This is a genomic window from Pantoea sp. X-Soil-YNGN-775, from assembly GCF_059730575.1.
The window spans coordinates 3,504,706-3,523,943 of sequence record NZ_AP035945.1; the positions used below are offsets into that span (position 1 = coordinate 3,504,706).

Below are 19,238 nucleotides of genomic sequence, written 5' to 3' on the forward strand. Positions count from 1 at the left end.
GGCCAGCGCCCGTCCCGTCGTCATCAGCCCAGCACTTTGCGAACGCAGGCTTTAAAGATCTGCACGCCAATCTCCAGCGAATCGAGATCGAAGCGCATATCGGGATGATGCAGCCCTGGCGTCAGGTTGGTGCCCAATCCCCAGAAGCCCGCCTTTACGCCGGGGCGTTTGACCGGGTAGTAGAAAAAGTCCTCGCTGCCTGGAGTGGTTTTAGTCGGCAGCAGCCCCTCTTCTCCCAGCACCTCGACAATCGCTGCGCGGATCACCGCCGTCGCCTGATCATCGATCTCCGCCGCAGGCATCTCTTTCAATACCCTGACCTGCGCCGTGGCCCCCAGCGCCGCCACGCTGTTAACGATGGCGCGCGTGACCTGCTCTTTCAGCAGCTCCATCGGCGCATTTTCCTGCGAGCGCAGATCCCACACCACCCGCGCTTCGTCCGGCACCGAGTTGGTCACGCCCGCGTCACACAGGAAGCGCGTCGCTTTAACGCTCCAGTTAAGGCCCGGCGAAAGGTGCAGTGCGTTGACCGCATTCACCGCCTGCACTGCCGCATCCAGCGCGTTGACACCGAGATGCGGGCGCGCCGCGTGAGCCGGCTGACCTTTAATGGTCGCTTCCAGCGTACTGCAGGCTGAGTAGAGCACCGCAGGCACCGCCTGCCCGACCACGCACTCCTCCAGCGGCCGCAGGTGAAAACCCAGAATCATCTCCACGTCATCCAGCGCGCCGCCTTCTACCATCGCCAGCGCGCCCGCGCCCAGCTCCTCCGCCGGCTGGAACAGAATTTTCAGCCGGCCGCGCTTCACAGCGCCCTCTTTCAGCAGCGCCGTCGCCGCCGTCAGCACCACCGAGGAGTGACCGTCATGGCCGCAGGTGTGACGCGCGCAGGGTACGCCATCGATGATGTGCCCCAGCGCATCCATATCGGCGCGCAGCGCCAGCACCGGGCCGGGCACTCCGCTGTCGATCTCCGCCACAATGCCGGTGGTGTTATTAATGTTGCGTGTCACCTTCAGGCCCGCCTGCTCCAGCTGCCCGGCGATGTAAGCGGAGGTTTTGACCTCCTGAAATCCCAGCTCCGGGATCTGATGCAGAAAATGGTAATGCTCTAATACCTCAGACACGGCTTCACTCCTGAATAAACAGACGCATAACAAACATCGCGATCAGCGCATTGATGATGCTCACCAGCATCAGCAGCGGCCAGTATTTTTTGGGCACATCGGCCACGCCCAGCAGCCGTCCCATATATTGCAGCTGCGATCCCATCAGAAAAATAGCCGGGGCCAGCACGGTCACATCGACTCCGGTCAGCAGCCCTTTGGTCAGCAGGCTGACCGCCACACCGGTGCCGGCAGACGAGGAGAGCCAGGCCGTCAGCAGCACGGTAATTGCTTCACCCGGCAATCCGAATACGCCCATCACCGGGGCAAACAGCTGGCCGAGAAACTGCATAATACCGAGCAGATTGAGGATTTCCGCCAGCACATACGCCATCACCACATTGGGCATCAGATTATGAATGGCAATATGAAAGCCTTTACGCGCGCCGGTGACAAACACATCAAACGGGTTATTACTGACGCTAACCACTTTATTGGTTTCCATCGCTGAAATCCTTTTTATAAACACTGTTTAACACGAAGCGGGTAATCGCCGCACCGACAAATTTCAACACCAGCATTAACATCAGCGGGATGATGACTGGCAGCGTCATTGAGGCAAACAGCGCCGAACCGATAGCAAAATAGTTGTTGATTAAACCGGCGCCGGAATATTGCCAGGCGCTCATCACCACCACCTCTTTTTTACCGATTTGCCTCTGGTCATACATCTCTTTGGTTAACGCCGCTCCCGCATCGGTACTTTGCAGGTCGGTAATTAATGCCAGCCCGCAGCGTCCCGGCAGGCCCATTAAAGGTTTCAGTAACGGCGTCAGTAATCGGTGCGCCGCGCGTATCGCCCCGTAGTGGGTGAAGATTTCCAGCACCCCGAGCGCCAGCATCACGGTTGGCGTCAGGGACAGCGCAAACAGGAAGCCAGCTTTGGCGCTCAGCCCGCCAGCGCCGAGAAAGGTGTTGCTGGCAGGATCTTTCATGGTGCCAAAGCTGCCGCCCAGCGTGGTGAAGTCAAATGCTCCCAGCCATTTCAGCCCATCAACCTGATAAAAAAGCCCGGAGAAAAACAAAAGGGCGAAAATTAACGCCACATAACTGCCTTTACCGGCACTGACCTTTTCCGTCTTAATCACACTCTGTTGCGACATTATTTTCTCCCGATAAGGCTGACCGGCCCTTTATTTATCGGCGCGGTAAGTTTCAATATATGGAACTGAGTTCAAAGCAGGATTTATGCCAGAGCGGCCAGCAGACTGATTATTTATCGCCATCGCCAGCCTGACGGAGCAATATTCGGTGCGCACGGGCTGAGATTAATTAGCCGCTAAGGAATTACCGGGAAAATAATATTTGCTGGCTGAAATCAGTTTGATGAAATTTAAATCAACTGAAACCAGCCTGCACCAGCATGATTCAGTCAGGCCGCCCGGTTTCGCACTATAATGGTGCCAGTGGCTGAAGCCACGAAGTTGACGAAAAATGAGAATCCTTCGCATTCAATTTGCGAAATAATTCTATTTAAATCAACCAGATAAATTAGCTTATTTTGTCGAAAAGGCTTCACATTACTAACAGGTATGATGCATAATTCACCACCTCTCACCTGTTTATTTAACATATTCTTATAAGGACTCGGCCATGCTAACTGCTGAAATGACTGGGCGTCTGAACGACCAGCTGAACCTGGAATTTTTCTCCGCCAATCTTTATCTGCAAATGAGTGCCTGGTGCAGCGACAAAGGATTTGAAGGTGCCGCCTCATTCCTGAAAATGCACTCACGTGAAGAGATGGAACACATGCAGCGCCTGTTCGATTATCTGAGCGACACTGGCGCGATGCCGGTGCTGGGCACCATTGCCGCGCCGCCGGTCTCTTTCACCTCACTGAATGAAATCCTGCAGCAGGCACTGGAGCACGAGCAGCTGATCACCACCAAAATCAACGAGCTGGTGCATGCGGCGATGACCTCACAGGACTATCCGACCTTCAATTTCCTGCAGTGGTACGTGGCTGAGCAGCACGAAGAAGAGAAGTTGTTCAAAACCGTGCTGGATAAACTGGCAATGGTGAGCAACAGCGGTAACGGACTGTTCCTGGTCGATAAAGATCTTGGCCGGATGAGCACCGAAAACCACAGCGCGTAATACTATCGGCCCGGTAGATGGGCCGACCTTTTTCTGCTGCGCCGCTGTTCCCACCGGCTGCGGTTTAGTCCAGCCGGTAAACGTTGGCTGGCTCGCCGTTAACCCACAGCGGCCGGGTTTCACCCGCCGGCAGGAGCAGGCTGATTTCACGCCATGCCGGCTGGTAATCACCGCGTTTTTCAATCGTTAAATCGATCCGCGTGGCGCTGCTGCTCAGCGTCCAGTTCAGCCACAGCGCATTTCCCTGTTGCCAGCCATAACTCTCACCGTCATCGTCGAACACCTCTCCGTGCGATACCGCATCAGCGGGCGCCGGCCATAACTGCCACTGCCGCACCGTATCCCGCTGCGCATCGGTAGTGCTTTCACACTCGCCCAGCGCAATCACCGCCCCGGCACGAACCAGCAACGGCAGACGATCGAGCGGCGCATCCAGCGTAATCTGCTGACCACCGGCAAACCACTGGCCGCTGTGCCAGTCATACCAGCCCTGGCCGTTATGCGGTAAATAAACCTCACGCTGCCGCGCGCCCTGCTCAACTACGCTGGCGACCAGCAGATCGCGTCCCAGCATAAAGTCATCATTCTCCTGCCAGCTACGCGGGTCCTGCTCGTGATCGAGAAAGGTCGGGCGCAGCATTGGCTCATCCTGCGCGCTGGCCTGCCACGCCAGGGTATAGAGATACGGCATCAGGCGATAACGCATCCGGATCGCCTCACGGATCATCGGCGTCACCTCCGGATACATCCAGGGTTCGTTGACCGTGTGATCGTCATTCCAGGAGTGAATGGTAAAGCGCGGATGCATCACGCCGTTCTGTACCCAACGCACAAACAGCTCGGCATCGGGCTTGTCACCGGAAAAACCGCCGACGTCATGGCCGACGTTGTACAGTCCGGAAAGGCTCATCCCCTGCCCCATCCGGATGTTATAGCGCAGGGTTTGCCAGCTGGTGCGGTTGTCGCCGCTCCAGGTTTGCACATAGCGCTGCATCCCGGCACAGCCGGATCGCGATATCAGGTAAGGACGTTTATCGGGCGCAAACTGCTGCTGCGCTTCCATCGAGGCACGCATCATCAGCAACGGCATCACCGGCCGGATATGCTTGATGGCGATCGGCTGACCAAAGCCGTGGCAGCGCGCTTCACCATCCCACACCTCATACTCATTGTTGTCGTTCCAGCTGGCATCAATGCCTTTTTCCAGCAGCTGACGGGTGAGATTCTCCTGCCACCAGCGCACCGCCTGCGGATGGGTAAAGTCGAGGTGCGACCCTTCATCATCCCAGAACACCGAACGCTCGGGACGGTCCTGTTCGGAATCGCGAATAAACAGCCCCTGGGCGGCCACTTCCTGGTAGCGCGGATGATCCTGCAACAGGCAGGGTTTGATATTGGCTGCCAGCTTCATGCCGGCGCGATGAAACGCCTCGCTCAGCGCATTGGGGTCAGGGACTTTGTCGTAGTTCCAGTTGAAGACGTAACGCTTATTGTTAATCGAGGTGTAGCCCGACGACAGCTGGAACGAGTCGCAGGGAATTTCATGCTCACGGCACAGGCGAATAAACGATTGCAGCTGCTGTTGCGCGTCGGGCGCATCGGTGTAGTGCATGGTCGAACCGCTGTAGCCGAGGCTCCATTTCGGCTGAAACAGCGTGCGGCCAGTCAGTCGCACAAAGGCTTTAGTGACCTCCAGCAGCGTCGGCCCCAGCATCATGTAGTAATCAAGATCGCCGGCCTCGGCGCGATAGCGGCGATAAGGCAGATGGTAGTTGTCCAGTTCGTTGCCGAGATCGAGCCAGCTGCTGCTGAGATTGTCATAAAACAGGCCAAAGCTGACGCCGTCGCGCTGCGTCAGGGTAAACGGGATATGTTTATAGAGCGGATCGGTGCTGGCAGCGTTGTAGCCCATCGCATCCAGATTACGCATCTCAAAGCGGCGATTGGCGCGGTTCAGATCGCCGCTTTTTTCACCCAGACCATAAACCCGATCCTGCGGCTGACGGCGCTGATAGTGTTCGACGCCGTCGCCGTGGACATTCAGCATATAAGCACCGGTATGGCGGTCGGCCGCCAGCGGTTGCCAGTCTGCGCCATCGAACTGTTCCCAGCTCAGGCAGAGCGGCTGATGTACCGTCACCCGCAGCCGTCCGGTGCCGATCTGCACCTGCTGCGCATCGTGCACTACCTTAAAGTCGGGCAGCGCAAAACCGTCCAGCGCTTCCCGATCGCGCCCCTGCCACGGCACGTCCTGACCGGGCGCAATGCTCCAGGTGCGGTTCAGCGCCAGCTGGCCGTCGCGCTTCAGCAGCACCCGCATCAGTCCCTCTTCGAGCACATAGATGCGCAGAAAATGACGATCCTCCACCTTCAGCTCAACGAAATGCGCAGCCTGCTGATGCAGTGTCCAGTTCTTCAGGGTTTTCATCGGGATATCCTTAATGGTTTACCGGGCGCTGGCGGCGTTCGGCGATCAACATCACCAGAAAAACCGCGCCAATCAGGTCAAAAAAGCCCATCGCCACAAACAGCGGATTGAAGCCGATGGTATCGGCGGTGACACCGATAATCAGCGAGAAAATAAAGCTGGCGATCCACGCGCAGGAGCCGCGCATACCGTTAACCGTTGCCATCTGGCGGCGATCAAAGCGCTCTACCACCAGCGCGCTCAGCATGCAGGAGATCACCTGGTGACCGAAGCCGCCGACAGAAATCAGCGCAATCGCCAGCCAGGGATCGTCAACCAGGGTCATCAGCGCCAGCGAGACCATCAGCAGCGCGCCGGTGACGGAGCTGGCGACAATCGAATTGACCCGGGTCAGGCCGAACCAGCGCACGTAAATTTTGGTCAGATAGCCGCTGGCGACGCTGCCGAGATCGGCGGCGAGAAACGGCAGCCAGGCAAACATCACAATCTGTTTCAGATCCATGCCGCGTTCGTTCGCCAGATAGAGCGGCACCCAGAAGCTCAGCACCGCCCACGCCGGTTCCGCCAGGAAGGCCGGGATGGCGATACCGTAAAATTTCTTCTCTTTACCGATCACCTTTAACGCGGTGAAGAACGGCAGCTTCTCCCCGATCGCTTCGTTATCCTGATTGATGAAAGCGCGCTCTTCATCGGACAGACGCGGATGGCGGTCCGGTGCGTGATAGCCCCACCACCACAGCCCGACCCACAGCAGACCCAGCCCGCCGGTCAGCAGAAACGCGCCCTGCCAGCCAAAAGAGATGTGGGCAAGGTAGATGATCGGCGGGGCCAGCATCGCGCCGACCGAGAAGCCAACGCCCGCCCAGCCTGCCGCCACCGGGCGCTCTTTTTTCGGGAACCAGTCACCAATCGCTTTGGCGTTGGCCGGTGTCGCGGCCGCTTCTGACGCGCCCATCACGAAACGCAGCAGCGCCAGATGCAGCCAGCTGCCGGCACCCGCATGCAGCAGACAGGTCACCGACCAGATCAGCGCACAAATCAGGAATCCCATCTTCAGCCCGATCACATCGATCAGCCAGCCGCAGACCGGCTGGAACAGGGTGTAGGCCAGCTGGAATCCCGCCACCACCCACGAATACTGTTCGGTACTCATGTTGAGGCTGTTTTTTAGCTCCGGTGCCAGGATACCGAGCGAGTTGCGGGTGATGTAGTTAACCGTCACCCCCAGCAGAAACATCCCCAGCATCCACCAGCGTAAATTTTTAATCACGCGCACCGTGCGCGAGGCGCTGATCGGCTTGGTTGTTGAATCGAGGCTCATAGTGCCACTCCTGATATGCATTGATGACTCACACCGCCGACTGGCGTACCGCGTGTCTGTGCAACGACGTTAGAAAAGTGTGAAACGTGGGTACAGCCTCTTTTTTGCAACTCTTTTCATGGCAGGCTAAAGCCAGCGCAAAAAGCGTGGTCAATCGCTTATCTGACGCGATTCAGCACGTTATGAAAAATTTTTCATTAACAGATTTGAAGGCGATCACAGAATGAAACAAAGGTTGAAAGTGAGTGAAATTGCGGCGTTAAGTGGCGTCTCGATCAGCACCGTATCGCGGGTGCTGGCGGGCAAAGCAAACACCCGTCCCGCCACCCGTGACAAGGTGCTGGCGATTGCTCAACAGCAGGGCGTGCTGGACAACCTGCACAGCGGTCGCCTGCTGCTGAATAATCTGATGGTGTTTGCCCCGCCGCGCGCGTTTGACGTGCGCAGCGACATTTTCTACTACAAGGTGATTCAGGGCATCAGTCAGGCGGTAGAGCCGCACGAGGTCAGGTTGCGCTACTGCGCGCTGGAGGAGATTGAGAGTGATGCGGCGCTGTTTATCGACAAGATGCAGCAGACCGAGGCCGCGCTGCTGATCGGCATTGATGACGAGCATATCCACCAGCTGGCGGCAGAGATGAACAAACCCTGCGTGCTGATTAACGCCCGCGATCGCCGGATGCGTTTACCTTCGGTCTCGCCACATCATCAGCTGATTGGCGAGTTTTCAGCGCGCTATCTGTTTGAGCAGGGGCACCGGCAGATTCTGTCGCTGCACTGCCTGCGCCGTTACACCATGGAGCAGCGCTTACAGGGCGTGCGTGACGCCTGGCACGCGATGAACCTGCGGTTTGACAGCCGTCAGCATCTGCTGACCCTCAACAGCTTCAGCAGCAATGAGGCGGCGGAACGGCTGAGTGAATATCTGCGCCACTGCCCTGAAGCGCTGCGCCCGACGGCGATTCTGGCCAGCGGCGACTACATCGCGGCCGGTGCGGTCAGCGCGCTGGAGCAGGCCGGACTGCGGGTGCCGCAGGATATTTCGGTGATGAGCATGGATGGCTTTAATCTGGCCGCCATCCACGATATTCCGCTGACCTCAGTCCAGGTGCCACGTGATGAACTGGGCGCGGCGGCGGTCAGAATGCTGCAGGAACTGCGGCTGCATCCGGGCGCACCGCCCGGCACGCTGCTGCTGAATGGCAAACTGGTGGTGCGCGATTCGGTACGCCGCATCCGCGATAATCTCAGCCATGCGCCGGTCCAGCAGCATGGCCTGTATGATTAATCCAGCGTTTTCAGCCGCAGCTCCGAAGGCTGCGGTCGGCCGAACAGGAAGCCCTGGAACAGCGTACAGCCCTCATCACGCAGCTTAGCGAACTGTTCGTTGCTCTCCACCCCTTCCGCGGTGATCTGAATATCCAGGCTGCGGCTCATGCCGGTAATCGCCCGGATAATCGCCAGCGCCTCGCGGCTGTCGCCCATATCGTTAATAAACGACTTATCGATTTTAATCTTATCGAACGGGAAGGATCGCAGATAACTCAGGGAAGAGTAGCCGGTGCCGAAATCATCCAGCGCAATCTGAACCCCCAGCGCTTTAAGGTTTTGCAGGGTTCGGATATTGCCGAGCGAATCATCCAGCAATACCGACTCGGTGATTTCCACCTCCAGCCGCGCCGGGTCCAGCCCCGATTCCGTCAGCGCCCCTTCCACCACCGACACCAGCGAGCTGTTTTTGAACTGCAGCGGTGACAGGTTAACCGACACCGACTGCACCCCTTCCCAGCTTGACGCTTCACGACAGGCTTCATACAAGGCGAAAGCCCCCAGCATGTGAATCAGCCCGGTCTCTTCGGCGATCGGAATAAAGTCGTTCGGCATGATCAGCCCGCGGATCGGATGATGCCAGCGCATCAGCGCTTCATAACCAATGATGGTTTTGTTGTCGCCGTTGGTGATCGGCTGATAGTAGAGCTTGAGGTGCCCGCCGCTGATCGCATCGCGCAAATCATTCTCAATCACCCGCCGGCTGCGCGCCACGTCATCCATCGCCAGGGTGAAATGCTCGAAGCGATTACGGCCATTGCGTTTGGCTTCATACAGCGCCATGTCGGCGCAGCGCAGCAGCTGTTCCGGCGTATTGGTGATGGTGGTGCTGAGCGCGATGCCGACGCTCAGGCCGACCGACAGGTTATGACCTTCAATATTAACCGGCGGCCGAATCGCCTCGATCAGGCGCTGCGCCACGATGCTGGCTTCCTCGCTGCTGGTCACTGAGGGCAGCACAATGGCGAACTCATCGCCGCCAATGCGCGCCAGCGTATCCTGATCGCGCAGAGTACTGCGCAGACGTTTTGCCACCGAGCGTAACAGCTCATCGCCAATCTGGTGGCCCAGCGCATCATTGACGTTCTTGAAGTTATCCAGGTCAAGGCAGAGTGCCGCCGTCTGGCGCTCAGTCTGGCTGGCGGTGCGCAATGCTTCGCTCAGACGCTGGCGAAACAGGATGCGGTTGGGCAGGCTGGTGAGATTGTCATGGTGCGCCATATGGTGAATGCGGGCGTCGGCGGCACGCTGATCGGTGACATCTTCAACAATCAGCATCAGGTAGTTACGCCGTGCATCCTGACCATTAATCGCGGTCGCGCGGGTATGCAGAATGCGTTCGCCGCTGGCGGTCATCAGCAGCTGCTCACGCTGATGGATGCCTTCACTGCGCAGCGCCACGTCGGCGAGGTTGTTGAAATAGTCGCTCAGCTCGGGCGACATACATTCGTGTGGTCGTTTGTTGACGATCAGCGATTTCGACAGGCCAAACAGCTGCTGCGAGCGGTCGTTGACCAGCAGGATCTCGCGGGTGATCGCATCTTCGACGATCACGCAGGAGGGAATATTGGCGATGATGTTGTCGAGGAACTTCGACAGCGCGGTCTTCTGCGCACTCTGCGCCTCAGCCAGATCGCGGGCGCGCAGCACCTGCTGTTCCTGTTCACGCCGTTCGGTACGATCGCGGGTGATTTTAGCAAAGCCCACCAGCTTGCCGTCATCATCATGGATCGCGTCGATCACCACATGCGCCCAGAACGCGCTGCCATCTTTGCGGTAACGCCAGCCCTCATCCTCAAAGCGACCGGTCTTCAGGGCGATGCCGAGATTGGCTTCCGGGGTGCGATTCAGCCGTTCCTGCGCGCTGTAGAACAGGGAGAAATGCTGACCGACAATCTCTTCAGCAACGTAGCCTTTAGCGCGCTGGGCACCGGCATTCCAGTTCACCACCCGCCCTTCAATATCCAGCATGTAGATGGCGTAATCGGTGACGCCTTCGACCAGCAGGCGGAAACGCTGCTCCTGTTCACGCTGCAGATTACGGATGCGCTGCCGCTCACTGCAGTCGCGGGTGATTTTGGCATAGCCGATCAGTTTGCCCTGATCGTCACGGATCGCGTCGATCACTACGTGTGCCCAGAACGCGCTGCCATCTTTGCGGTAGCGCCAGCCCTCATCTTCGAAACGGCCGGTGCGATAAGCAGTTTGCAGGTTCTGAGCCGGCAGATGATTGAGCCGATCCTGCGCGCTGTAGAAGCGCGAGAAATGCTGGCCGACAATCTCTTCGGCAACGTAGCCTTTGGCGCGCTGGGCACCGGCATTCCAGTTCACCACGTTGCCGTCGTGATCGAGCATATAGATAGCGTAATCGGTGACGCCTTCGACCAGCAGGCGAAAGCGCGCCTCCTGCTCACGTTCTTTGCGCTGATGCTCCTGCTGCCGGGTACAGTCGCGGATGATGTGGGCGTATCCCACCAGCTGACCGGCATCGCTGCGCATCGGATTCAGCACTTCATGCGCCCAGAACGCGCTGCCATCTTTGCGATAGCGCCAGCCTTCGGTTTCATACTGTCCGGCGGTGGCGGCGAGATCCAGTCCGCGCTGCGGCAGGCCCCGTCGGCGGTCCTCTTCACTGTAAAGCAGGATGACGCTGCGGCCGATAATTTCGTCTGCCGTATAGCCCAGAGTGCGCTGGCCTCCGGGGTTCCAGCTGGCGACGGTGCCGTCCGGTTTTAGCATCGTGATGGTGTAATCCATCACGCTTTGTACCAGCATGCGATAGATGACATCAGCGTTATTATCCATTGTTTTTAGCCTGCTGCTGTGTAGCCGGATAGTGGCTTAGGAATGTTCTTAATAATGTGCGCAGACTACAGCCGAAATGGGCCGGGATCACAAGCGCAATAAAAAGAATCACCAAACTTAGTAGGAGGTTTATCGGCAGCAGCGGGTAAATATTCAATCGTGCCGCCGCGTCAGCCAGAGGAGAGACGCGGCAATGGCGATACGTCAGGCGACGCTTTCCCAGCGCGAGGAGAGCGGATAATCAGGCTGCCAGCAGAGCGTTGCCGGACTTTGTCTTATCAGCTGCTGACACTGTTCCGGCGCGACGAACGCCGCGATCACCTGCCGGGCGGCCGTCTGTCTGATCAGCGCCAGCTGGTCGTCGAGCGGTGGATGGACGTTCCACGGCAACCAGCGTGCCGCGCCGGTTTGCAGCATCTCAAAGGCCCGGGTGCCGGCGGAGACGTGGCTGCTGAAGATCAGGCGAAACCCAGGTTGCTGGCTGAGCTGCGCTGCCAGGCCACTGTCGGCGACCGCATCCGCCGCGACGATCACCGCATCCGGCCGCCAGCAGTCCGGCGTGGCGACGCGCAGCAATCTGGCCAGCGCCAGCGTGGCGGCAACCGGCAGGCTGTTGAGCGCCAGCAGCTGCGCCACCTCTTCCCGCACCTGCGGGCACATCACCACCGGCAGGCCGCGTGCGCTGAGCTGCAACGCCATCTCCGGTCCGCGTCCGTGCAGCGGCGCGGTGACCACCGCGCCCGGCCGTGCTGCCAGCGCCAGCGCGTCGACCTGCTGCGCCAGCCGTTGGGTGCGGTCGCCATAGGAGCCATCGGTGATCAGCAGCCGGGCGCGCGGCGGGCAGTCAAACGGCAACAGCAGCGACTCGCGGCTCCAGTCGCCCATATAGGTGATGCCGCCCGCCACCGGCAGATGAAACCAGATCGATCCCGGCGAATGCCCGCTACGCCCGGTGAACAGATTCAGCGGCCCCAGCGCGCACTGGCCACGCAGCGGCAGGATGCGTCGCGCCTCTGGCGGTACGCCGCACTCGCCCAGCTGCTGCCAGGTGATGTCACTGGCATAGACCGGCGGCGAGCCAATATCGGCCCAGCTATCCAGCGCGGCCGCATGATCAACGTGGGAATGGGTCAGGCAAAGCGCATCGACCTGGCCGATGGCGGCGGCGTCGGGTCGGACGCCCGGCTGCGGCCCGGCGCCCAAATCCCACAGCAACCGGTAGCCTTCGACCTCCAGCAGGAAAGCGGCCGGCAGTTTACCGCCGACGCCGCTGATCACCGTCAGGCTTGCCATGGCAGCACCCCCTGCGGCAGACGGCGCGTCAGCCGGCTGGCCAGCGCCATTAAGCCCAGCACCACGCCGATCATCAGACAGCCCACCGCCGCCGCCAGCGGGGCCGATCCGCCTTCATCAAGGAAGATAATGGTCGGGCCAAGCGTCTGGGTTTGCGCTGTGACCAGCAGCACCGAAACCTGTATTTCATTCAGCGCAGTGAGGAACACCAGCAGCGCACCAGCCAGCACCGAAGGGGCCGCCAGCGGCAGCAGGATGTCAGTCATCCGCCGCATCAGCCCCGCCCCGCACAGGCGCGCCGCTTCATCCAGAGAAGGTTCGATTTGCGCGAACCCGGCCAGCGTCGGCCTGAGCACCAGCGCCAGGAAATTGGCCAGATAGGCGGCGAGAATGATCCACACCGTGCCGTAGAGGGAAACCTCCAGCAGCGGCAGCGGCCGCAGGAAAAACAGCATCGCCGCCACGCCGGTGACAATGCCGGGCAGTGCATAGGTCAGTTCGCTGGCGAAGCCCAGCCCGCGCACCAGTCGGCTGCGACGCCAGCTGAGAAAGAACGCCAGAAACAGCGCCATCACGCTGAGTACTATCGCGCTGAGGCCGGTGAGCCACAGGCTGGTGACGAACGCCTGGCGGATCGCCGGATAGCCCCACAGCGCCTGCTGAAAATTCTCCAGCGTCAGGGTTTGCCGGGTGAGCGCCTGGCCAAAACCGCGGGTTAAGGCGGTGACCAGCAAGGCGCTCAGCGGCAGCAGCAGAGTGATTACCATCCACAGCCAGGCGAGAATTTCAGCTGGCAGCCGGGCGTGCCGCAGCGGCTGGTGCCAGGGACGCGGCGAGCCGCTGACCCGCACGTCACGCCGTCCACCAAGCCAGCTGCTGATCAGCATGCCGGCGAGGGTAATCAGCGCAATCAGCATCGAGTAGACCGCCGTATTGGGCAGCGCTCCCGGCCCGAGCGTATTGAGCTGTTGATAAACCAGCGTAATCAGCGTCGGCACCCGCGCCGGAATCCCCAGCATCGCCTGAATGCCGAAGTTACCGACGGCGGCGACAAACGCCAGCGCCGCCCCGGCGAAGATTGCGGGACGCGCCAGCGGCAGGATCACCGTGAACAGGATTTGCCGCGGCGAGGCGCCGCTGATGCGCGCTGCCTCTACCAGCTCGGCGGGCAAACGGCGCAGCCCGGCACGCACCGTCAGAAACACCAGCGGCGCATTGTGCAGGCCCAGCAACAGCACCATGCCGGTTGCCGAATAGAGCGGCTGTTCGCCGGCAGCCAGCCAGGTTCCCCCCAGCGCGCTGACCCGCGTGGCCAGCCAGCTGCCCGGTGCCAGCGCCTGTATCCAGGCCAGCGCGGTCACCTGCGGCGGGATCATCAGCGGCAGGATAAAGGCAAATACCCAGGCCGCTTTGGCACGCAGGTCGGTCAGCGCCACCAGCCACGCCGCCACCGTCCCCAGCAGCAGCGCCAGCAGGGTTGCGCTGATGCCGATCGCCAGCGTATTCAGCGTGGCGCTGAGCACGCGCTGGCTGACCAGTAATCGCAGCAGGCGATCGGGGTCCACCACCCCATCGGGGGCCAGCGCGGTGACCATCAGCCGGGCAAACGGTGCCACCGACAGCAGGCCGATCGCCAGCACCAGCAGCGCCAGTACCAGCGGTTCCGCCCGCCATCTGCCGCGCCTGGCGGCCAGGCTGCTACGCCATTCGTTGCCCAGCACGCTCATCGTCAGCCACCAAACAGTTCGCTAAAGGTTTCACGTACCGCGGCGTCATCGGCCACCGCTTTCGCCACGTCCGGGGTCAGCAGTTTGATCTGATCAATTGGCGCAAAACCTTCAGGGGCCGCTACCCGCGGATCGACCGGCCGGTTGCCCTGCTTCGCCACCAGCTGCTGACCCGCGTCCGACAGCATAAAGGTAACAAACGCTTTGGCGGCCGGCAGGTTATGCACCGACTTCATGATCGCCACCGGTTCGGTGACGTAGGAAACGCCCTCCTGTGGATAAACCAGATCGATCGGTGAGCCCTGCTTTCTGGCGCGGATAATATCGGCGTCGGTGATCACCCCATACTTGTCCATGCCGCTGGCGACCGCTTTCAGCGCCGGTCCGTTGCCGCCCTGCGGCGCGATGCCGATGGCGGCCAGCTGCTGATAGAATTCCCAGCCGATAGACGGGGTGTTGATGTCAGTGTGCAGCTTGTACAGCGCCGCGCCGGAGTAGAGCGGACTCGGCACCGCAATCTGGCCTTTATTTTCTGCCACCGCCAGCGCTTTCCAGCTCGTGACCGGTTTGGCGCGCTGGGTGTTGTAAGCGATTACCGTGGCGATGATTTTGGTGCCGAAGAAGGTTTTATCCGCATCGTAATAGGCGGGATTAAGCTGGCTGACCGGCGCATCCTGCCAGGCATAAAGCTGGCCCTCTTTCTTGAGCGCGCCAAGATTGATCGCGTCGGCCACCAGCAGCACATCAGGTTTGACCTGGCCGCTCATCATCTCGGTGTGCAGTACGTTCATCAGCTGGGTGGTGCCGTTGCGGGTCCACTCCACCTCAACCGCCGGGTAAGCGGCCTTAAACGCGTCGATGGTCTGTTGCGCAATTTCAGGGGCCTGAGAGGTGTAGATCACCAGCTTGCCGCCGGGCGCGTCCGCCGCCAGCGACAGGGATGCGGCCGTGAGGCCCGATAACAACAACAGCGCGTGCAGCGAGGTGCGAAAAGCCGTTTTCATGGTGTCTGAAACCCTTTATGCAGGAAGAATCCAGCCGTCATCGACGGCGACGCCGACGGTGTCATCCACCGCCAGTAATGCAGCATCGTTAAGCGTCAGCGACAGGCTGACATCCGGTTGATTGAGGGGACGCAGATTGATCTGGTGGTAGCCGCCGCGGAAGATAATCCGCTCGACGCGGGCGACAAACTGACGTTCACCGCTATCCGCCAGGCGGAAACTGACGTTATGGAAGCTGGCTTTGCCGTGCGGTAACGGACGCTGCTGAAGCGGGCAGCGCAGCAACACCCGCAGCCCGCACAGCGTGGCGGTCGCCTTGCCCGGATCGAGCGGTTCAATATCGCTGACCGGCAGTACCCGCCCCTCATCAATAAAGGTGGCGACCATCTCGTTAGCCGGTTCGCGCCACAGGGTTTGCGGCGTGGCGAACTGCATCACTTTGCCGTGATCGAGCACCACGATGCGGTCGGCTAAGGCCATCGCTTCGCGTTGGTCGTGGGTGATATAGAGTAAGGTGGCACCACTGTGGCGGTGGAAGCGGCGGAACTCCTCTTCCATGGTAGCGCGCAGGTGAACATCCAGATTAGCCAGCGGCTCATCCAGCAGCACCAGCGTAGGCCGCGCCACCAGGCAGCGGGCCAGTGCCACGCGCTGGCGCTGGCCGCCAGAGAGGTCGGCCGGCCGGCGAGCGGCGAAGCGTTCCAGCCCGACCAGCGTCAGGGCCTGGCTGGTGCGCAGCTGGCGTTCGGCGCGTGCCACGCCGTTGACCTTCAGGCTGTAGGCGACGTTTTCCGCCACCGTCATATGCGGCCATAAAGCGTAGTTCTGAAACACCACGCCGAGATTGCGCGCTTCCGGCGGCAGATGCAGTCCGTCAGCCGCCACCCGCCGCTCACCGATGCTGATTTCACCGCTGTCGAGGGTTTCAAAACCCGCCAGCAGCCGCAGCAGCGTGGTTTTGCCACAGCCCGACGGCCCGAGAACCGCGACAAACTCGCCCTGGTTAATCTGTAACGAAATCGCGTCCAGTACCGGCTGAGCCCCGAATGCTTTGTGCAGTCCGGTTAACGAAATTGCCGCCATCTTACTCTGCCCCTGCCGTTAACGTTCCGGGCAAAACGTTACGACAGTTTGATGACAGCCCGGTGACAGCCAGGCCTGATGATGGCAGCCGAACGGGCGGTTACACTCCGGGAGGCATACGCCGCCGTTGCTGGCTTATTGCTGTGCGGTCAGCGCGGCAATCGGCTGCCAGATATCGGTCATGGCGCCCTCTTTGCCGGTAAACGGGTCCTGATGCGGCAGCGGAACGTTTTTGACCTGCGCCTGCGACGTTTTCAGCTTCGCTGGCTCATCCCGCAGCGTTTCCGGTGACATGCCTTGCGGATAAGCGCCAACCACGAGGAAATCTTCGCTGGCGCTGACCTGCCTGTGGCCGACGCCCGCCGGGATCAGTACCGCATCACCGGCACGCAGCGTCACCATCCGGCCGCTGTCACCGCCAAACAGCACTTCTGCCCAGCCCGCCGCCACGCCCAGCAGTTCGTGAGTATTCGGGTGATAATGGGTATAGGGGAAGATTGGATAGCGCCAGGCTGGCGGCCAGCCGTGCTGTCCGAAGGTGGTTTCAAACCACGCAGCGATATCCTCTTCTTCATCCGGCGCGACGCGCGGCCAGATAATCAGGGGTAACGGGTTGTTTGGCACGCCGCCCGACGGGCTGGTGAGCATCAGGTGCTGGGGATTGTCAGATGCCCCGGCAGAGAAGGTGCCCGCAGCGAACGACATCAGCAACATCAGACTGGAGGATTGGACAGTCATACAGGTTCTCCGGTTTTTTTCTAAGTGTGGCAAAGCCCGGCCACAATGCAATGTGCGTCAGCCAGCACAATTAACATAATTGACTGATATTGCTAACTAAAGCCAAATGTATCGTTAACAATGTTGCACCGCATTAGCGCGGCGGTTGATGATGGTGGTTATCACTGCGCGAAATTGTTGCAAAATGTCAGGCGGCGGGCGCAGTGATGAGGGCAACTGTTATATAAAAAGTGCACAAATCTGTTTCTGATATTCTTGACTGTTATCTGTTCTAATCGCTAACAGATGACAGTGAGGTAAAAAAATGGACGCCATTAAACAAATCCTGATCGACGAGATCGCCACGCTTAACCGCGAAGAACGTCGCGACAATCGGCCGCGCTTTAGCCTCTCATTTCTGAAAAACCATCCCGGTCTGTGGGCGGTGATGTACCTGTGCTATGGCCTGTGCGTCGCGCTGATCTTCACCACTGAGATGCTCGGCTGGCCGGCCTTCTGGTTTGCCACCGCGTTCGTGCTGGTGATGAGCTTTTTGATGCTGCTGGATATCAATCCTAAATACCGTTTCGAAGATATCGATGCGCTCGATCTGCGCGTCTGCTACAACGGCGAATGGTATTACGTCCAGCCGGTTCCCGAGCACGCGGTGTCACGTATCCTGTCGCTGCCGGAGACGCCAGAGCGGGTTAAAAGCGGTATCCAGCGCCTGCTGACGCAAAAAGGCGAAGTCGATTTTTATGATGTCTACTACCTGACCTGGGGACATCAGGAAGCGGCGCGCGTCTGACCCTGCGCCATCAGCTTACCCAGCGTTTCAATCGCCGCCTCGGCTCGCGTATCCCACGGCCAGGCGGTATTGAGTCGAAAGCAGTGACTGAACTGCTCCCCCGCCGAAAATAACTGCCCCGGTGCAATACTGATCCCCTGCGCCAGCGCCTGCTGATACAGCTGGGTGGTGTTGATGCTGTCCGGCAGCGTCACCCACAGGAAATAGCCACCGCGCGCTTCGCTCAGCGTCGCCTGCGGCGGCAACACTTTCAGCAATGCCTGACGCACCATCTGCTGGCGCTTCGCCAGAATCTGTCGCAGCCGTTTCAGGTGGGTGTCGTAACGTCGGGTGGCGAGGAAGTCGGCCAGCGCCAGCTGCATCGGCGCGCTGGTAGAGAGGGTGCTCATCAGTTGCAGACGCTGAATACGCTGCGCATGCTGGCCGGCCGCCACCCAGCCAACGCGGAATCCGGCCACCAGCGACTTTGAGAACGAGCCACAGTGCAGCACGTTGCCCTGCCGATCCCAGGCTTTAGCGGGCAGCGGCGGCGTGTCGCCTGCCCAGAGTTCAGCATAGACATCATCTTCAATCATCGGCACCTGGTAACGCGCCAGCAGTGCCACCAGCTGCTGCTTGCGCTCGGCAGACAGGGTGACGCCCAGCGGGTTCTGTAGCGTCGTCATCAGCCAGCACGCTTTGACCGGCCAGCGCTGCAGCGCCTCTTCCAGCTGCAGCAGATCGATACCGGTCTGTGCATCAACCGGAATCGCCAGCGCCTTGAGCTTCAGCCGCTCAATCGCCTGTAATGCGCCATAAAAGCTCGGCTGCTCAATCACCACATAATCGCCCGGCTCGGTTAACGACTGCAGGCTCAGGTTAAGCGCCTCCAGCGCGCCGCTGGTAATGACGATCTCATCCGGCGACAGGGTAATCCCCTGTCGCGCATAGCGTTGCGCCAGCAGCTGCCGCAGAGTGGCGTTGCCGGGCGGCAGATTGTGCAGCGCATCGGTTGGCGTCAGCTGATGGGAGACGTTGGCCAGCGAGCGCATCAACTGGCGTTGCGGAAACAGTGCGGGATCGGGAAAGGCGGAACCAAAAGGAACGATAGCCGGATCGCGGGTCGCCTGCAGCACATCAAACACAAAGTCGTTGATATCGACCTGCTCACTGATGGTGACGCTGAGCGGTGCTGGCGCTAAGGCACGCGGCGCGACGTAGTAACCAGACTGTGGCCGGGAGACGATCCAGCCCTGACTCTCCAGCAGCTCGTAGGCGTGCAGCACCGTCATCAGGCTAAGCCCCTGCTGCGCAACCTGCTGGCGCAACGAGGGTAAACGGGTGCCAGGCAACCAGATGCCGGCCTCTATCTGCTGCTGAATCTCATCCATCAATCGCTGGTATTTCGCCACGGGTCGCCTCTCCTTTTCTACCCGCGAGACTTTACCATGCACAACGGTTAATGACAGGCCGGGCTT

15 protein-coding genes are annotated in these 19,238 nt (G+C 60.0%); 3 read left to right on the top strand and 12 right to left on the bottom strand.

The genetic code is table 11. The features are described 5' to 3' along the window. Nucleotides 1-23: 23 nt before the first annotated feature. The 3 genes from AC6I8I_RS16310 to AC6I8I_RS16320 are packed head-to-tail and all read right to left on the bottom strand — an operon-like array spanning nucleotide 24 to nucleotide 2,269. On the bottom strand, nucleotides 24-1,127 hold the full coding sequence (locus tag AC6I8I_RS16310; protein ID WP_312053052.1) for a M20 peptidase aminoacylase family protein: 1,104 nt from the start codon (nucleotides 1,125-1,127) through the stop codon (nucleotides 24-26). Nucleotides 1,128-1,131: 4 nt separating this feature from the next. Next, entirely contained in the window at nucleotides 1,132-1,611 is a 480-nt protein-coding gene (locus tag AC6I8I_RS16315; RefSeq protein WP_312053054.1) for a YjiG family protein, read from the bottom strand. Next, the gene (locus AC6I8I_RS16320; RefSeq protein ID WP_312053056.1) at nucleotides 1,598-2,269 is read right to left on the bottom strand and encodes a nucleoside recognition domain-containing protein; all 672 of its coding nucleotides are present in this window, start codon (nucleotides 2,267-2,269) and stop codon (nucleotides 1,598-1,600) included. Before AC6I8I_RS16320 ends, AC6I8I_RS16315 begins: the two co-directional genes overlap by 14 nt. Nucleotides 2,270-2,759: 490 nt before the next feature. Here AC6I8I_RS16320 and ftnA point away from each other — a divergent pair, with 490 nt between their 5' ends. Continuing rightward, entirely contained in the window at nucleotides 2,760-3,266 is a 507-nt protein-coding gene (ftnA, locus tag AC6I8I_RS16325) for a non-heme ferritin (RefSeq protein WP_089561944.1), read from the top strand. Between the two features lie 64 nt (nucleotides 3,267-3,330). On the opposite strand, the gene AC6I8I_RS16330 is transcribed toward ftnA, so the two are convergent. After that, nucleotides 3,331-5,694 (bottom strand): glycoside hydrolase family 31 protein, encoded by a 2,364-nt coding sequence (locus AC6I8I_RS16330; RefSeq protein ID WP_497828076.1) that lies wholly within the window; start codon nucleotides 5,692-5,694, stop codon nucleotides 3,331-3,333. A 10-nt stretch (nucleotides 5,695-5,704) separates the two neighbouring features. Next, nucleotides 5,705-7,015, bottom strand: a complete 1,311-nt coding sequence (locus tag AC6I8I_RS16335; protein WP_312053059.1) for an MFS transporter — start codon at nucleotides 7,013-7,015, stop codon at nucleotides 5,705-5,707. Between the two features lie 223 nt (nucleotides 7,016-7,238). Here AC6I8I_RS16335 and AC6I8I_RS16340 point away from each other — a divergent pair, with 223 nt between their 5' ends. Further along, complete coding sequence (locus AC6I8I_RS16340) at nucleotides 7,239-8,303, top strand: LacI family DNA-binding transcriptional regulator (protein ID WP_031377067.1); 1,065 nt, start codon at nucleotides 7,239-7,241, stop codon at nucleotides 8,301-8,303. Here AC6I8I_RS16340 and AC6I8I_RS16345 read toward each other — a convergent pair. From AC6I8I_RS16345 to AC6I8I_RS16370, 6 genes are all read right to left on the bottom strand, one after another. After that, complete coding sequence (locus AC6I8I_RS16345; protein WP_497828077.1) at nucleotides 8,300-11,149, bottom strand: EAL domain-containing protein; 2,850 nt, start codon at nucleotides 11,147-11,149, stop codon at nucleotides 8,300-8,302. The two genes, AC6I8I_RS16340 and AC6I8I_RS16345, sit on opposite strands and share 4 nt — an antisense overlap. A 204-nt stretch (nucleotides 11,150-11,353) precedes the next feature. Continuing rightward, nucleotides 11,354-12,442 carry an MBL fold metallo-hydrolase gene (locus AC6I8I_RS16350; protein WP_312053063.1) on the bottom strand — a complete coding sequence of 363 codons (1,089 nt, stop codon included), beginning with the start codon at nucleotides 12,440-12,442 and terminating at the stop codon, nucleotides 11,354-11,356. Next, nucleotides 12,430-14,169 carry an ABC transporter permease gene (locus AC6I8I_RS16355; RefSeq protein ID WP_312758557.1) on the bottom strand — a complete coding sequence of 580 codons (1,740 nt, stop codon included), beginning with the start codon at nucleotides 14,167-14,169 and terminating at the stop codon, nucleotides 12,430-12,432. The genes AC6I8I_RS16350 and AC6I8I_RS16355 overlap by 13 nt, the downstream gene beginning before the upstream one ends. A gap of 2 nt (nucleotides 14,170-14,171) precedes the next feature. Next, the gene (locus AC6I8I_RS16360) at nucleotides 14,172-15,173 is read right to left on the bottom strand and encodes an ABC transporter substrate-binding protein (protein ID WP_497828078.1); all 1,002 of its coding nucleotides are present in this window, start codon (nucleotides 15,171-15,173) and stop codon (nucleotides 14,172-14,174) included. A 15-nt stretch (nucleotides 15,174-15,188) separates the two neighbouring features. Further along, on the bottom strand, nucleotides 15,189-16,256 hold the full coding sequence (locus AC6I8I_RS16365) for an ABC transporter ATP-binding protein (protein ID WP_497828079.1): 1,068 nt from the start codon (nucleotides 16,254-16,256) through the stop codon (nucleotides 15,189-15,191). A gap of 135 nt (nucleotides 16,257-16,391) precedes the next feature. Then, complete coding sequence (locus AC6I8I_RS16370; RefSeq protein WP_497828080.1) at nucleotides 16,392-16,994, bottom strand: cupin domain-containing protein; 603 nt, start codon at nucleotides 16,992-16,994, stop codon at nucleotides 16,392-16,394. A 304-nt stretch (nucleotides 16,995-17,298) separates the two neighbouring features. On the opposite strand from AC6I8I_RS16370, the gene AC6I8I_RS16375 reads away from it, so the two are divergent. Beyond that, nucleotides 17,299-17,781 carry a YlaC family protein gene (locus AC6I8I_RS16375; RefSeq protein ID WP_312053069.1) on the top strand — a complete coding sequence of 161 codons (483 nt, stop codon included), beginning with the start codon at nucleotides 17,299-17,301 and terminating at the stop codon, nucleotides 17,779-17,781. Here AC6I8I_RS16375 and AC6I8I_RS16380 read toward each other — a convergent pair. Further along, the gene (locus tag AC6I8I_RS16380) at nucleotides 17,760-19,172 is read right to left on the bottom strand and encodes an aminotransferase-like domain-containing protein (RefSeq protein ID WP_312053070.1); all 1,413 of its coding nucleotides are present in this window, start codon (nucleotides 19,170-19,172) and stop codon (nucleotides 17,760-17,762) included. The two genes, AC6I8I_RS16375 and AC6I8I_RS16380, sit on opposite strands and share 22 nt — an antisense overlap. Nucleotides 19,173-19,238: the final 66 nt, after the last annotated feature.